The 14,806-nt window shown below is 65.4% G+C and carries 12 protein-coding genes; 3 read left to right on the forward strand and 9 right to left on the reverse strand.

Translation table 11 applies throughout. The features are described from left to right. Positions 1–17: 17 nt before the first annotated feature. Positions 18–1,226, forward strand: a complete 1,209-nt coding sequence (locus tag KVX96_RS12635) for a UbiH/UbiF family hydroxylase (protein ID WP_261194850.1) — start codon at positions 18–20, stop codon at positions 1,224–1,226. 129 nt (positions 1,227–1,355) lie between these two features. Here the strand turns inward: KVX96_RS12635 and KVX96_RS12640 are convergent, their stop codons facing one another. The 3 genes from KVX96_RS12640 to KVX96_RS12650 form a co-directional block, all read right to left on the reverse strand. Further along, positions 1,356–2,486 carry an aminotransferase class V-fold PLP-dependent enzyme gene (locus KVX96_RS12640; protein WP_261194851.1) on the reverse strand — a complete coding sequence of 377 codons (1,131 nt, stop codon included), beginning with the start codon at positions 2,484–2,486 and terminating at the stop codon, positions 1,356–1,358. Positions 2,487–2,554: 68 nt separating this feature from the next. Continuing rightward, the gene (locus KVX96_RS12645; protein ID WP_261194852.1) at positions 2,555–3,013 is read right to left on the reverse strand and encodes an Lrp/AsnC family transcriptional regulator; all 459 of its coding nucleotides are present in this window, start codon (positions 3,011–3,013) and stop codon (positions 2,555–2,557) included. Further along, entirely contained in the window at positions 3,010–3,465 is a 456-nt protein-coding gene (locus KVX96_RS12650) for an Lrp/AsnC family transcriptional regulator (RefSeq protein ID WP_261194853.1), read from the reverse strand. The genes KVX96_RS12645 and KVX96_RS12650 overlap by 4 nt, the downstream gene beginning before the upstream one ends. A 135-nt stretch (positions 3,466–3,600) precedes the next feature. Here KVX96_RS12650 and ilvC point away from each other — a divergent pair, with 135 nt between their 5' ends. Further along, positions 3,601–4,623 (forward strand): ketol-acid reductoisomerase, encoded by a 1,023-nt coding sequence (ilvC, locus tag KVX96_RS12655; protein ID WP_261194854.1) that lies wholly within the window; start codon positions 3,601–3,603, stop codon positions 4,621–4,623. A gap of 88 nt (positions 4,624–4,711) precedes the next feature. Next, a complete protein-coding gene (locus KVX96_RS12660) occupies positions 4,712–5,620 on the forward strand; it encodes a DMT family transporter (protein WP_261194855.1) in 909 nt (302 codons plus the stop codon). A gap of 80 nt (positions 5,621–5,700) precedes the next feature. Here KVX96_RS12660 and glmM read toward each other — a convergent pair whose 3' ends face one another. From glmM to glyS, 6 genes are all read right to left on the reverse strand, one after another. Further along, the gene (gene glmM, locus KVX96_RS12665; RefSeq protein WP_261194856.1) at positions 5,701–7,044 is read right to left on the reverse strand and encodes a phosphoglucosamine mutase; all 1,344 of its coding nucleotides are present in this window, start codon (positions 7,042–7,044) and stop codon (positions 5,701–5,703) included. 47 nt (positions 7,045–7,091) lie between these two features. Next, positions 7,092–8,102: a dihydropteroate synthase gene (gene folP, locus KVX96_RS12670; RefSeq protein WP_261194857.1), complete on the reverse strand. Its 1,011-nt coding sequence runs from the start codon at positions 8,100–8,102 to the stop codon at positions 7,092–7,094. A 41-nt stretch (positions 8,103–8,143) separates the two neighbouring features. Then, entirely contained in the window at positions 8,144–9,073 is a 930-nt protein-coding gene (locus KVX96_RS12675; RefSeq protein WP_261194858.1) for a dihydroneopterin aldolase, read from the reverse strand. A 103-nt stretch (positions 9,074–9,176) separates the two neighbouring features. Then, on the reverse strand, positions 9,177–9,872 hold the full coding sequence (locus tag KVX96_RS12680; protein WP_261194859.1) for a cell wall hydrolase: 696 nt from the start codon (positions 9,870–9,872) through the stop codon (positions 9,177–9,179). A 228-nt stretch (positions 9,873–10,100) separates the two neighbouring features. Beyond that, positions 10,101–12,686 (reverse strand): pyruvate, phosphate dikinase, encoded by a 2,586-nt coding sequence (ppdK, locus tag KVX96_RS12685; protein ID WP_261194860.1) that lies wholly within the window; start codon positions 12,684–12,686, stop codon positions 10,101–10,103. A 55-nt stretch (positions 12,687–12,741) separates the two neighbouring features. Further along, complete coding sequence (glyS, locus tag KVX96_RS12690; RefSeq protein ID WP_261194861.1) at positions 12,742–14,799, reverse strand: glycine--tRNA ligase subunit beta; 2,058 nt, start codon at positions 14,797–14,799, stop codon at positions 12,742–12,744. Between the last annotated feature and the right edge of the window lie 7 nt (positions 14,800–14,806).

Here is a 14,806-nt window from a genome sequence, read left to right on the forward strand (position 1 = left end):
CAAAAAGGACGCCCCGCATGAGTCGCATCGACACGGATATCCTGATCTCCGGCGGCGGCGTCGCGGGGCTGACGGCGGCGGCCGCCTTTGGCACCGCCGGCTTCTCGGTGACCTGCGTCGATCCGCAAGCCCCGGTGACAGAAGCCGGCGCGCCCGGATCAGACCTGCGCACCACCGCCTTCCTGCAGCCCGCCCGCAGTTTTCTTGCCGAAGCGGGCCTGTGGGAGCGCCTTGCGCCCCATGCCGCGCCGCTTCAGGTAATGCGGATCGTGGACGCCGGCGGCAAGGAGCCCGAGCCGCGCGTGGTGAAGGATTTCAACGCCGCTGACATCTCCGATGAGCCCTTCGGCTGGAACCTGCCCAACTGGCTCTTGCGCCGGGAAATGGTGGCGCGCCTGCAGGAATTGCCCAACGTGCGCTTCCTGCCCGGCGTGGCCACCGAGCGCGTGCTCACCCGCAGCAGCGCCGCCCATGTCTCGCTTTCCGATGGCAGCCGCTGCGCCGCGCGCCTGCTGATCGCGGCGGATGGCCGCCATTCGCCAATGCGCGAAGCCCTCGGCATCCCTGTCAAAACCCTGCGCTACGGTCAGAAGGCGCTGGCCTTCTCGGTGACCCACCCGATCCCGCACGGCAATGTCTCTACCGAAATCCACCGCTCCGGCGGCCCCTTCACGCTGGTGCCGCTTCCGGATCTGCAAGGAACACCCCGCTCCGCCATCGTCTGGATGGAGCGCGGCCCCGAGGCACTGCGCCTGAAGAACCTGCCCGTGGCCGATTTTGAAGCCGAAATGCTCACCCGCTCCTGCGGCCTCTTCGGCCCGCTCACACTGGTGACGGAGCGCTCGATCTGGCCGATGATCAGCCAGATCGCCGAGCGCTTCCACGGCGAGCGCACCGCCCTCGTGGCCGAAGCCGCCCACGCCGTGCCCCCGATCGGCGCGCAAGGCCTGAACATGAGCCTCGGCGATCTGCGCGTTCTGCTGGATCTTGCCCGCGCCGCACCGGAACGCCTCGGCGACGCCGACATGCTCGCGCGCTACACCCGCAGCCGCCACCCCGAGGTGAAACTGCGCGTGACCGGCATCGACGCCCTGAACCGCGCCTCGATGATGGGCGCGCAAGGCCTGCGCGATCTGCGCGCAGGGATGCTGAACACGCTGTACTCCGTGGCCCCAGCCCGCAAAGCCCTCATGCGGGCCGGCATGGGGATGGCCACGCGCAACTAGGGGGCTCTGCCCCCGCCGCCTTCGGCGCCTCCCCCGAGATATTTACAGAACAAAGTGGGGCCCCATCATCTTGGCAGAAATATCCCGGGGGGAATTGGCCGGCGCGGCCAAGAGGGGCAGCGCCCCTCTCTACCCTGTGGCCTTGGCGAGCGCTTTTTCCAACCGGGCGACACTGGCGTCTACATCATAGAGCTTATCGAGGCCGAAGAGGCCAAGGCGGAAGCTCTTGTAGTCCGGGCCTTCATCACATTGCAGCGGCACACCTGCGGCGATTTGCAAACCAAGTTCCGCGAAGGCGCGGCCCGTTTGCACCTCCGGATCTTCTGTATAGGAGACCACGACGCCGGGCGCTTCAAAGCCTTCTGCCGCCACCGAGCGGATGCCATGTTCTGTCAGGAGCGCGCGCACGCGCTGGCCTTGCTCCCATTGCGCCTCGCGCAGTTTCTCAAAGCCGTATTTCCGGGTTTCCAGCATCGTGTCGCGGAACGCCTTCAAGGCATCTGTAGGCATGGTGGCGTGATAGGCGTGGCCTCCGGCCTCATAGGCCTCCATGATCGCGAGCCATTTGCCCAGATCCACCGCGAAGGACGTGCTCTGCGCCGCCTTGGCCCGCGCCGTGGCGGTTTCGTTCATCATCACGAGCCCGGCGGAGGGCGAGGCCGACCAGCCTTTCTGAGGCGCGGATATCAGCACGTCCACACCGGTGTCGCGCATATCCACCCAGGCGCAGCCGGAGGCGATGCAGTCCAGCACGAAGATCGCGCCCACCGCATGGGCGGCCTCGGCGACGGCTTTCAGGTAGTCATCGGGCAGGATCATGCCCGAGGAGGTTTCCACATGGGGCGCGAAGACGACCTCGGGGCGGAACTCCTGGATCTTTGCCACCACCTCCTCGATGGGCGCGGGTGCGAAGGGCGATTGCGGATCATTGCCCACCCGGCGCGCCTTCAAGACCGCCTCCTCGGACGGGATGTTCCCGGCTTCGAAAATTTGCGTCCAGCGATAGGAGAACCAGCCGTTTCGGATCACCAGCGCGCGTTTGCCGGTGGCAAACTGGCGCGCTACGGCCTCCATCGCATAGGTTCCGCCACCAGGCACAAGCGCCACGGCATCGGCGGCGTAGACTTCCTTCAGCATGGCAGAGATATCGCGCATCACCGCCTGAAAGGAGGCCGACATATGGTTGAGCGAGCGGTCGGTGAAGACCACCGAGAACTCCAGCAGGCCATCGGGATCGACGCTATCAAGCAGGGCGGACATGGGCATTTCCTTACAAGTATCAGGTTGGCGATACTCTTGCGCCTCCGCCCGGAAAGCACAAGCGGGGCTTAACCTATTGGGCCCGGGCGGCGCTCCTCGCTCAAAAGCACATTGGCCTCCACATTGCCCACGCCGGGCAGCGTCATGATCCGGCGGCGCAGCACGCGTTCGAAATCCGCCAGATCCCGCGCCACCACCCGCAGGCGGTAATCATAAAGCCCAAGCACATGCTCCACCGTCTGCACCTCCGGGATCGCCGAAATCGCGCGTTCGAAATCCTCTAGGCTCACCCGCCCCTTCGTCGCCAGCTTCACCCCCAGAAACACCGTCACGCCAAAGCCGAGCGCTTCCTTGTTCAGCACCAGCCGACGGCCCGCGATGATGCCGGCCTCCTGCATCCGGCGGATCCGGCGCCAGGCGGCGGGCTGCGACAGCCCGAAGCGCCGCCCTAGCGCCCCGGCGCTTTGCGTCGCATCCTGGCTGAGCGCGCGCAGCAGCTTGCGGTCGGTGTCGTCCAGATCGATCATAGGGGCAGCGTCTCGGCGGATTTGATCGTGGCCACATGCATCAGCGCCTCGATGTCGGCGATATGCGGCAGTGTGAGGATCTGGCTGCGGTAGACCTGCTGATAATGGGTGATATCGCGCGCCAGCACGGAAAGGCGCACATCCACGCGGCCCAGAAACGTCTGTATCTCGTAAACTTCTGGCACGTCCCGCGCCGCCGCGATGAAATCGTCAAAAGCGCGCGGCTCGGTTTTGTCGAGCGTCACTCGCAGCGAGACATCCACCGTATAGCCAAGCGCGCGCCAGTCGATCACCGCCTGCTGGGCCTCGATCACGCCGGCTTCGGTGAGCTTTTCGATCCGCCGCCAGCAGGTGGCGGAGGTCACGCCCGCGCGCTCGGCCAGTTCAGCCATGGAGAGATCCGGCTCGGCCTGCAAATGGCGCAGCAGGCGTCGGTCGGTGTCGTCGAGCATGATTTTCTCACCTATTCTAAAATATAGGAATGGATTTTTACATATCGCGGGAAATACTTCAATCACACCACGTGCAATTCGCTCCCCGCTGCCTATGCTCACCCCAGAACACTTCTGCAAGCAAGGAGCGCCGACATGCGCGTGTATTACGATCGCGATTGCGACATCAACCTGATCAAGGACAAGAAAGTGGCCATCCTGGGCTACGGTTCCCAAGGCCACGCCCACGCGCTGAACCTGCGCGATTCCGGCGCGAAGAACCTCGCCGTGGCGCTGCGCGAAGGCTCCCCTTCCGCCAAGAAAGCCGAAGCCGAGGGCTTGACCGTGATGGGCATCTCCGAAGCCGCCGCCTGGTGTGACGTGATCATGTTCACCATGCCCGACGAACTGCAGGCCGAGACCTACAAGAAATACGTACACGATCACCTGAAGCCCGGCTCTGCCATCGCATTCGCCCACGGTCTGAACGTGCACTTCGGCCTGATCGAGCCGAAAGAAGGCGTCGACGTGATCATGATGGCGCCGAAAGGCCCGGGCCACACTGTGCGCGGCGAATACGTCAAAGGCGGCGGCGTGCCCTGCCTCGTGGCTGTCCACAACGACGCTTCCGGCAAGGCGCTGGAAATCGGCCTCTCCTACTGCTCCGCCATCGGCGGCGGCCGCTCCGGCATCATCGAGACCAACTTCCGCGAAGAATGCGAAACCGATCTCTTCGGCGAGCAGGCCGTGCTCTGCGGCGGCCTCGTGGAGCTGATCCGCTGCGGTTTTGAGACCCTCGTCGAGGCCGGCTACGCGCCCGAGATGGCCTACTTCGAGTGCCTCCACGAAGTAAAGCTGATCGTGGACCTGATCTATGAGGGCGGCATCGCCAACATGGATTACTCCATCTCCAACACCGCCGAGTATGGCCAATACGTCACCGGCCCGCGCATCCTGCCCTACGAGCAGACGAAGAAAGCCATGAAAGAAGTCCTGAACGACATCCAGCAGGGCAAATTCGTGCGCGACTTCATGCTGGAGAACGCCGTGGGCCAGCCCACGATTAAAGCCTCCCGCCGCGCCAACGACGAGCACCAGATCGAAGCCACCGGCGAAAAGCTGCGCGGCATGATGCCCTGGATCTCCGCCGGCAAGATGGTCGACAAATCCAAGAACTGATCCGCCCCGTCAGGCGATCCCAAAGGGCTGCCCGCCGGGCGGCCCTTTTTTCGTGGCGCAACGCCCGCGCCCCCCTTACACAAGCCCGATGAGCACCCGCCCCACGCCCCTCAACTGGCTCTCCATCGCCACTCTCGGCTTCGTCTGGGGCGGCACTTTCATGGTGATCGAGATTGCGATCCGCGGCTTCACGCCCCTGCAGGTGGCCGCCGGACGCAGCCTCTTCGGCGCGCTCACCCTGCTGGCGGTCTGCGCCGTCACCGGGCGCAGCCTGCCACGGCTTCGCGATCCCCGTGGCGGCACGGTTTGGCTCTGCGCCATCGCCATGGGGCTGCTGTCAACAGCCATCCCCTTCTTCCTGATCAGCTGGGCACAAACGCGCGTCACCAGCGCCTTTGCCGGTGTCTCCATGGCGATGATCCCGCTCCTCGTGCTGCCGCTGGCCCATGTCTTCGTGCCCAGCGAGCGCCTGAGCGCAAGCAAGCTGGCGGGCTTCGCCCTCGGCTTTGCGGGCACAGTGCTTCTGGTCGGCGGCGGCGCTTTCGCCGCCAGCGGCAGCGACGGCGAGATCTGGGGGCGGCTGGCTTGCGTTCTGGCCGTCATCTCGCTGGCCTCAGGCGCGATCATCACCCGCCTCTGCCCGCCCACCCGCGTGCTGCCGCTGGCGGCGGCCTCGCTGCTGGTCTCCGCCCTCCTCATGGGCCCTGTGGCCCTGCTGGTGGACGGCTGGCCGCAGGCACCGGGCCGCGCGCCGCTCCTGGCGCTGCTCTTCCTCGGCATCGTGCCCACGGCGCTGATGATCTGGCTGCGCACCACGGTGATCCGCTCCGCTGGCCCCAGCTTCATGACGCTCACCAACTATCAGGTGCCGGTCTGGTCCATCCTTTTCGGACATCTCGTGCTGGGCGAGCCCGTGCCCCCGCAACTCACCCTCGCCCTCGCCCTGATCCTTGCAGGGCTTGCCCTCAGCCAATGGCGCGCGAAAAGAGCCGTCTGAAACGGGGCCCTTTTCCTCTTGCCAAAAATACCTCGGGGGGAGTCGCCCGTCAGGGCGGCGGGGGGCAGCGCCCCCCCTCTTCAACTTGCCGCGCTCACAGCGTCAACGATGCTGTCGATCACCTGCTCCAGCAGCACCGGATCCTCGCTCTCGCCCATCACCCGGATCAGTGGCTCGGTGCCGGACTTGCGGATCAGCAAACGCCCGGTGCCGCTCAAACGCCCCTCCCCATCCGCAATCGCGCTCTGCACGCTGCCCGCCGCCAAGGGCTCGCGCCCGGCTTCATAACGCACGTTCTTCAGCATCTGCGGCACGGTTTCAAAGCTCTCCGTCAGCTCCGAGGCCGCCCGCCCGGTGCGCGCCATCTCGGACAGGAACTGCAGCCCCGCAATCAGCCCGTCGCCCGTGGTGGCGTAATCCGTCATCACGATATGGCCCGATTGCTCGCCACCAAGGTTGAACCCCCCGGCCCGCATCGCCTCCACCACGTAGCGATCGCCCACCGGCGTGCGCTTCAGCTCAATGCCCTTATCATTCAGGTAACGCTCAAGCCCGAGGTTGGACATCACCGTGGCCACCAGCGTGTTGCCGGCCAGCCGGCCATCCTCGGCCCAGCGGGCCGCCATCAGCGCCATGATCTGATCGCCGTCGGCCACGCGGCCCGTCTCGTCGATGATCATCACCCGGTCCGCGTCGCCATCGAGGCAAATGCCCAGATCCGCGCCATGCTGAACGACCGTTTCGCTCGCCGTGCGCGTGAAGGTGGAGCCGCATTTCTCGTTGATATTGAAGCCATTGGGCGCAACACCCACGGGGATCACCTCGGCCCCAAGCTCCCAAAGCACATCCGGCGCGGCCTTGTAGGCGGCGCCATTGGCGCAGTCGATCACCACTTTCAGCCCGGTGAGGCGATCGCGGCTGGGGAAGGTCGTCTTGGCGTATTCCACGTAGCGGCCCCGGCCGTCGTCGATGCGCTTGGCGCGGCCGATGTTTTCGGGCTGGGCCGGCAGGATCTCTTCCTGCAGGATCGCCTCGATCTCGGCCTCGGCCTCGTCAGACAGCTTGAACCCATCCGGCCCGAAGAACTTGATGCCATTGTCGTGGTGCGGGTTGTGGCTCGCGGAGATCATGATCCCCAGATCGGCCCGCATGGAGCGCGTCAGGAAGCCCACGGCGGGCGTGGGCACCGGGCCCAGCAGCAAAACGTTCATCCCCGTGGAAGTCAGCCCGGCGGTGAGCGCGTTTTCCAGCATGTAGCCCGAGAGCCGCGTGTCCTTGCCGATCACCACGCGGTGGCGGTTCTGCCCGTCCTTGCGGAAGTAGCGCCCGGCCGCGGCGCCGAGCTTCAGCGCCATGTCGGCGGTCATCGGATAGCTGTTGGCCTTGCCCCGCACCCCGTCGGTGCCAAAGAGTTTGCGGCTCATCTGTTCTGCCTTTCATGCCCGTTTGCGGGGCGTTGCCCGCTGTCGTTTCAGGCCTGCCCGCTTAAGGTGGCCCGCATCAGGTCTGTGGCCTGCTTGGTTTCTTTCGTATCATGAACCCGCAGGATCTGAACACCCTGCCCAAGAGCGGCAAGCGCCACGGCAACCGAGCCGAATGCGCGATCTTCCGCCGCTTGTGCGCCGGCAATGACACCAATGAAACGTTTGCGTGAGGCTCCCAGCAGGATCGGGCAGCCAAGCGCGTGAAACAGGCTGATGCGCTGCAGAAGCGCGAGGTTATGGGGGATCGTCTTGCCAAAGCCGATGCCTGGATCCACGCAGATCTGGCTGCGTGGGACGCCGGCGGCCTCGGCCACGCCGATACGTTCCTCAAGGAAATCATAGACATCCAGCAGGACATTGCCGTAGCGCGGAGCCTTCTGCATCGTCTCGGGATCGCCCTGCGCATGCATCAGGCACACGGGCGCGCCCGCTGCCGCCGCCACCTCGGCCAGACGCGGATCATGGGTGAAAGCGGCGACGTCGTTTACCAGAGTGGCCCCCGCCGCCAGCGCGGCCTCGGCCACGGCAGCCTTGCGGGTGTCGATGGAGATCGCCACGTCGCTTTGGCCGCGGATCGCGGCAATCACCGGCGCGGTGCGGGTAATCTCGGCCTCCGTCTCCACGGTTTCCGCGCCGGGGCGGGTGCTTTCCCCGCCCACATCGATGATCGCGGCCCCGGCCTTTTGCATCGCCTGCGCGTGCGCCAGGGCCGCTTCGGGCGCGTTGAACTTGCCGCCGTCAGAGAAACTGTCCGGCGTGACGTTGAGGATGCCCATAAGCTGTGGTGCATCCATCGCCATGCCTGCCAGGGCCGCGCGCGATGCGGTGAGGCGGGCAAGCGCCTCAGGCGGCACGTTGGACGCCTCAAAGATGCGCGGTGCGGCCTCGCGGGAGAGCACTTCGACATGGGTGAACCAGCACCAGCCGCCCGCAAGCGTCAGGGCGCTGTCGGGGCGGGCGGGATCGGTTTGTGGGATCGGGCGGTAATAGAGGGTCATGAAACTGTTTTTGGACCACAAGGGCGCTTTGGCAAGCCTGACTACAGGTGCGTGAAATCGCCAAGCCCGAAACGGCGTTGCGGAACATCCGCTTCAGGCGCGCTGCCATCGCCGATGAACAGGCATTCACTGGCGTGGATCTGGCGGGCGAACCAATAGGCCAGCTGATCGGCGTCGCGCGGCGAGATGCCGGGGCCGCCGACCGCATCCAGCACGATCTTCGACGGGGCCCAGACGCTGATCTCACCGGCCTTGATCGCGTGATCAAGCTCTGTGCGGGTGCCCACGACGACACAGCGCGGATCGCGCCCCGCCAGCACCCAGGCATTCTGTTCGATCGCCAGCAGATCGATGCGCCGCTGCGCCGCCGGAGCTGCGGCAGTGGGCGCGGGCATATCCCCTGCCCCGACACAAAGCACCACGGGCACGCCACCGGCCTGCAGCGCATCGAGCCATGCCCCAAGCGCCGAGCTGGCCAGCACCGCATTGCCGAGGAACACCACCCGCGCGCCGGGGGCAACCGGCACCGGGGCCACCGCCCGCAGTGGGGTCTCGGATTTGGCGCGCACGATCTCCACCCCCAACGCACCGGGGCCGCGGTCGAGCTTCTCGATCCGCACGAAGACCCGCATCGCCTGAGGCGCGAGCAGGATGCGCTCGGCCACCCGTTCGGCCAGCGTTTCCAGCAGATTGAGCCGTTCGGCGGCCAACTCATAGGCAATGGCCTCGGTGAGCGTGTCATAGGACAGAATGCGATCCACATCATCATCCACCGGCCCCGTCTGGGGCAGCAGTTCCACGACGATGTTGAAACAGATCCGCTGGGTGGTGCCGCGCTCCGACTGGAACGCGCCGATCTCCACCTCCACCGTGTGATCGCGCAGGGAAATGCGATCCCGCGGCGCGGCGCCTTGTGTTGCGGCGCTGCGCTCGGAGGGGTGCGCGAAGGCGAGGTGAATGTCTTTGCTCATGGCGCAGCTCCCGCTGGCCTGCCTGCGCGCAGCAGGCAGGGGCCTCGTTTCGATGCCGTGTATAGAGGATTATCCCCGGCGGGTAAGGGCCATTTGCGACCGATCAGCGTTTGGAGACGCGGATCGGCTTGCGGTAGAAGTGATGCACACCGATGGTGGCCGTGCGCGGGAACTTCCGCGCCCAAGACGGGCTGACGGCCTTGGTGTGGTAATGCGTGGCCCCTTCGGTGAGCGGACGCTCATGGGCCTCGATGGCCGCCATCGCGATCTTGCCCACGTTGGAGTAGGCTTTCTTCTCGTGGATCACCTCGGCGTTTCCGTCACAGGTGAAGGTGAACTGGCACTGGTATTTCTTGCCGGTGCCCTGATGCACCACGCCGCAGATCGTGTCTGGGTAAATGCTGGCATCCACACGGTTCAGGATCACTTCGGCCACGGCGAATTGGCCTTTCACGCTCTCGCCACGGGCCTCAAAGTAGAGCGCCTTGGCAAGGCAGGCCCATTCCTCATCGCCCTTCACCGGCGGCTGACCGCGCAGCCAATCCTTGGTGTAGCTGATGCCCGATGTCAGGTTGTCGGGGCGCGGCTTGGGCTTGAGCGAGGTCGTCAACTGGTTGAGGTAGGCATCTGCAACGCCTTCGAGCGCGCTGCGCTCTTCCATCATCAGCCGGTTCAGTTGCGGGCCGACCAGAGCAGCCGGATCGGTGCTGCTGCTGAGGGTTTCACTGGCGTTTCCCGTAACGCCGTAGATGATCGTGAGCCCGGCAACCGCCAGGGCTTTGCGAAGATTTACGCGCATGTATTACCCAGTTCGTTCTCGTCGTACTTTTCAACACATTCCCAGCCCCCTCCGACCAAGAACAGAAGCGAGATAAAGGATTGATTTTGTTGAGTCTACCCGTGGTACCGCCAACAGGCCGGATCGGCGCAAAGCCGCCAACACCGCTAACAGGCGGCTCCGCCCCGCAGGAAGGCCACAGGCAGCGCGGCCGGCGAACCCTACGTCAAGCGCTTGATTCATAAGTTTTTATAGGGTTTCCACACCCCCATCCCGCAGCGCGTATTGAGCGGCGGACAACCGCGCAACCGGCACGCGGAAGGGCGAGCAGGAGACGTAGTGAAACCCGGCGGTGCGACAAAATGCGATAGATTCCGGGTTGCCGCCATGCTCGCCACAGATCGAAAGCGTCACCTGGGGATTCGCCTGCCGCCCGCGTTCGGAGCCGATGGTGAGCAATTCGCCCACCCCTTCGGCATCCAGAATGTGGAAAGGATCCTCGGGGAAGACCTCCTGCTGCACGTATTGGCTCATGAAGCGCCCCGCATCATCGCGGGAGAGCCCGTAGGTCATCTGCGTCAGGTCGTTGGTGCCGAAACTCAAGAAAGCGCAATGGGCGGCGATGTCCCCGGCGCGAAGGGCGGCGCGTGGCGTTTCCACCATGACGCCCAGCCGGTAGCTGAAATCCCCGCCCGTCTGGGTGCGCACGGCGGCGGCCACGGCATCGATGCGGGTTTTCACAAGCTCGACCTCGCGCTTGGCGCTCACCAGCGGGATCATGATCTCGGGCACCACCGGATCGCCCTTGCGGCTGGCCTCGATGGTGGCTTCAAAGATGGCGCGCGCCTGCATCTCGTAAATCTCGGGGATCGTCACCCCCAGCCGCACGCCGCGCATGCCCAGCATCGGGTTGAACTCCGACAGCGCCTCCACCCGGCGGTTCACATCTGACAGCGGCAGATCCAGCGCCTCGGCCAGCTCGCGCAGGCCCTCGCGGTCGTTGGGCAGGAATTCGTGCAGGGGTGGATCAAACAGGCGGATGCAGACGGGCCGCCCCTGCATGATCTCAAAAAGTGCTGTGAAATCAGCGCGCTGCATGGGCAGCAGTTGATCAAGCACCTCCTGCCGGTCCTGCGGGCGGTCGGCAAAGATCATCTCCCGCATCACGGTGAGGCGGTCGCCTTCAAAGAACATATGCTCGGTGCGGCAGAGCCCGATGCCATCGGCGCGGAAGCGCTCCGCGGTGCGCGCATCCGCCGGTGTGTCGGCATTGGCGCGTACCTTGATGTCGCGCACCGCGTCGGCCCAGCCCAGAAGCGTCTGGAAGGCATCATCGAGCCCGGCCTCCACCAGCGGCGTTTCCCCGGCGAGCACCGCGCCCGAGGAGCCATCCACCGTCACCACATCGCCTTCGCGCACCACGCGGCCATCGGCGCAGGTGAAGCGGTTGGCCTTGCGCGACAGCGACATCGCCGAGGCCCCGACGATGCAAGGCACCCCCAGCCCGCGTGCGATCACGGCGGCGTGGCTTGTCATGCCGCCGCGTTCGGTGAGCACGGCAGAGGCGGCGTGCATGCCGCGGATGTCGTCCGGCGTGGTTTCGCGGCGCACGAGGATACAGGCCTCGCCCTGCGCCGCCTTGGCCTGCGCGGCCGCCGAGGAAAACACGATCGCCCCGCGCGCAGCCCCGGGGCTCGCCGGAATGCCCTGCACCAGCACATCGCGATTGGCCTCAGGATCGACCTGCCGGTGCAAGAGCTCTGACAGCGCGCGTGGCTCCACCCGCAGGATCGCCTCGTCGCGGCTGATGATCCCTTCATTGGCCAGATCCACGGCGATGCGCACTTCGGCGCGGGAATTGCGCGGGATGCGCACCGCGTCCAGAATGCTCAAAGCCCCGGAATCAATGGTGAATTCGATCTGCATCTCTTCGCGCAGGCGGGTGCGGCAGCGGCTGCCATATTCCAGCAGGGCGGCGAATTGATCGGGGCAAAGCTCCTCCAGCGAGGCCCCACGCGGATCGCGGGTGAGGAAGATCGCCTCCTTCTGGCCCGCCAGCGCATCGCGGCTCTGGCTCTGGCTCAGGTAACGGCCCTTGATCAGCTTCTCGCCGGTTTTGCCGTTGACGAACTGGATCACGCCAGAGCCGCTTTCGGGCTGCCCCAGCCCCAGCGCCATCTCCTGCACCACGAGGCCCAGCCCCGCATCCGCCGGTGCGCCGCGTGCCTGCCGCAGCAGCCGCGCCGTGGTGCCCTCCCAGGCCCGCGCCATGGAGCGCAACACCTCAGCCAGCTGGCGCGCCGGGTCCTGCGGGAAGCTTTCGTCGGTCTCGGCCTCGTAGTCCTCCAGCGCGCGCCGCAAGGCGCTTGCGTCGGTCAAATCGTCGGCCTCGAACATATCGGGATCGAGCCGTGCGATGTGGATCGCATAGGCCTGAATGAAACGCAGGTAGAGCGCATTGGCCGCGCGTTCACCGATGGTTTCGGCAAGGAAAGCGTGGCGCGCATCGTTCATGCCGATGTTCAGGATCGCCCCCGGCCCGCCCCAGTCGGGATCTTCCGAACTGGGCCGCACCGACACCAGCGGCACATCGCCAAAAGCAGCCATCATGCGCTCGGTGTCGGCCATATGGCCTTCGGCGATGGCGTGGACCGTGGGAAAGGAGAGCGCGAGCGTCTTGGGCACGGGCAGGCCCAGCCGGATCAGCCGCTGCAGGCATTTCGCGCGGCCGCCATGGGTCTTCACCGAGATCTCGGCCTCTTCCGTGATCTCGCGATAGTCGGAGAATACATCCAGTTTCTGCACCGCAGCGTCCCTCCTCGGCCCGCGCAGCATAGCGTGGGCGAAGTCAGAAACAAGAGGCCGCAGCGCCGCGCCACGGCCTGTTTTGTCAGCCGTCGATGCGGGTCAGATCGGCCACCTGACCGCAAGTAGCACGGATGCGGTGCAGGAGGTTCAGACGGTTGCGGCGGATGATTTCGCTCTCGGCATTCACTTGCACGGCCTCGAAGTAAGCATCGATCGGCTCCCGCAGCGCGGCCATGGCCGCCATGGCGGCCGCGAAATCTTCGGCCTCGATGGCCGGAGAGATCGCACCCTCCGCCCTGTCGAGCGCAGCGAACAGGGCCTTTTCCTCCGCGCCTTCGGCAAATTTCACATCCGCGCCGAAGGAATATTCCACGCCGTCCTTCTCTTCGGCCTGCGTGAGGATGTTATTGGCGCGTTTGAAACCCTGGATCAGGTTCTCGCCATCATCGGTGGCCAGCACGTCCTGCAGCGCGCGCGCGCGCGCCACCAGCAGTGCCAGATCATCGTTGCCGTCCATGGCGAGGCAGGCGTCGATCACATCGTGGCGGATGCCCTGATCGCGCAGGTAGACTTTCAGGCGGTCGTGGAAGAAAGCGAGCAGATCGGCGGCATCTGCCCCCGGATAGCCCTTGGCAAAGACCTCCGCCAAAGGCGCGCGCACGCCGTTTTCCAGCACCAGACGGATCACCCCCAGCGCGGCGCGGCGCAGGGCGAAGGGATCCTTGGAGCCCGTCGGCTTTTCATCGATGGCCCAGAAGCCGGTGAGCGTGTCGAGCTTGTCGGCCAGCGCCACAGCCACGGAAACGGCTTCCGTCGGCACGTCATCGGACGGCCCCAGCGGCGAATAGTGTTGCTCGCAGGCATTGGCGACTTCCTGCGGCAGGCCGGCGTTCTCGGCGTAGTAACGGCCCATCAGCCCCTGCAGTTCGGGGAATTCATAGACCATCTCGCTGGAGAGATCGGCCTTGGCCACGCGCGCCGCCTGCTCGGCCAGATCGGCATCGGCCCCAACGAGGGGCGCGATCTCGCGCGCGAGTGCTGCGATACGGGAAATCCGCTCGCCCTGCGTGCCCAGCTTGTTGTGGAAGGTCACGTTATCAAGCGCTTGCACCCATTGGCTCATGTCGCTCCGGGCGATGCGCAGATCGTTTTCCCAGAAGAATTTCGCATCCGACAGGCGGGCAAACAGCACTTTCTGGTTCCCGGCCAGAATGGTTTTGCCCTGATCCTTCGTCTCGCGGTTGGCCACGGTGATGAATTTCTCGATCCGCCCCGTCTTCGGGTTCTTCACCGAGAAGAACTTCTGGTGCTCCTTCATCGAGGTTTGCAGCACTTCGGGCGGCAGGCTCAGGAAATCCTCGGCGATGTCGCCCATCAGAACGACAGGCCATTCAACGAGCCCGGCCACCTCGGTGAGCAGGCCCTTGTCGTCCACCACTTCAAGCCCTTGGGCGAAGGCCATGTTGGTGGCGTCGGCCCAGATGTGCTCTGCGCGTTCAGTTGCGTCCAGCACAACATGGGCGCGCTTGAGCTTGGTGGTGTAATCCTCGAACGAGGTGACAGAAAATACCCCCGGTGCCATGAAGCGATGGCCCTCGGTGGTGGCCCCGGCGGTGATGCCGTCGAGCTCGAAGGGCACAACGCGGGAGCCCTCTTCATCCGACAGGATGCAGAGGATCGAATGCAGCGGGCGCACCCAGCGCAAAGCGCCTGCGCCCCAGCGCATGGATTTTGGCCATGGGAAGTTGCGGATCACGCCTTCCAGCACCTCGGCGATGATCACCTCTGCCGCGCGGCCCGGCTTTTCGATGGAAGCAAAATAGACCTGCCCCTTTTTGTCGTCGCGGATCTCAAGCTGTTCCATGGTGAGCCCGCTTGAGCGCAGGAAGCCCTCAATCGCCTTCTCCGGCGCGCCCACTTTTGGCCCCTTGCGCTCTTCGCGCACGGCAGGGCTTTCAGACAGCAGCCCTTCCACCGAAAGCGCCAGACGGCGCGGGGTCGAGAAGGCACCTGCCGAGGCGTAGGTCAGGCCCGCGTCCACAAGCCCTTCCGTTACCAGCCGTTTCAAATCGGCGGCGGCCTTGCCCTGCATGCGGGCCGGGATTTCCTCGGAGAAGAGTTCGATCAGAAGGTCGGGCATTGTCTGG

The organism is Pseudoruegeria sp. SHC-113 (assembly GCF_025376885.1).
Lineage (GTDB): Bacteria > Pseudomonadota > Alphaproteobacteria > Rhodobacterales > Rhodobacteraceae > Pseudoruegeria.

Excerpts from the sequence above, each read along its gene's own strand:
- KVX96_RS12635 (WP_261194850.1), top strand. The coding sequence starts at position 18 with ATGAGTCGCATCGACACGGATATCCTGATCTCCGGCGGCGGCGTCGCG.
- KVX96_RS12640 (WP_261194851.1), bottom strand. The coding sequence starts at position 2,486 with ATGTCCGCCCTGCTTGATAGCGTCGATCCCGATGGCCTGCTGGAGTTC.
- KVX96_RS12645 (WP_261194852.1), bottom strand. The coding sequence starts at position 3,013 with ATGATCGATCTGGACGACACCGACCGCAAGCTGCTGCGCGCGCTCAGC.
- KVX96_RS12650 (WP_261194853.1), bottom strand. The coding sequence starts at position 3,465 with ATGCTCGACGACACCGACCGACGCCTGCTGCGCCATTTGCAGGCCGAG.
- ilvC (WP_261194854.1), top strand. The coding sequence starts at position 3,601 with ATGCGCGTGTATTACGATCGCGATTGCGACATCAACCTGATCAAGGAC.
- KVX96_RS12660 (WP_261194855.1), top strand. The coding sequence starts at position 4,712 with ATGAGCACCCGCCCCACGCCCCTCAACTGGCTCTCCATCGCCACTCTC.
- glmM (WP_261194856.1), bottom strand. The coding sequence starts at position 7,044 with ATGAGCCGCAAACTCTTTGGCACCGACGGGGTGCGGGGCAAGGCCAAC.
- folP (WP_261194857.1), bottom strand. The coding sequence starts at position 8,102 with ATGACCCTCTATTACCGCCCGATCCCACAAACCGATCCCGCCCGCCCC.
- KVX96_RS12675 (WP_261194858.1), bottom strand. The coding sequence starts at position 9,073 with ATGAGCAAAGACATTCACCTCGCCTTCGCGCACCCCTCCGAGCGCAGC.
- KVX96_RS12680 (WP_261194859.1), bottom strand. The coding sequence starts at position 9,872 with ATGCGCGTAAATCTTCGCAAAGCCCTGGCGGTTGCCGGGCTCACGATC.
- ppdK (WP_261194860.1), bottom strand. The coding sequence starts at position 12,686 with ATGCTGCGCGGGCCGAGGAGGGACGCTGCGGTGCAGAAACTGGATGTA.
- glyS (WP_261194861.1), bottom strand. The coding sequence starts at position 14,799 with ATGCCCGACCTTCTGATCGAACTCTTCTCCGAGGAAATCCCGGCCCGC.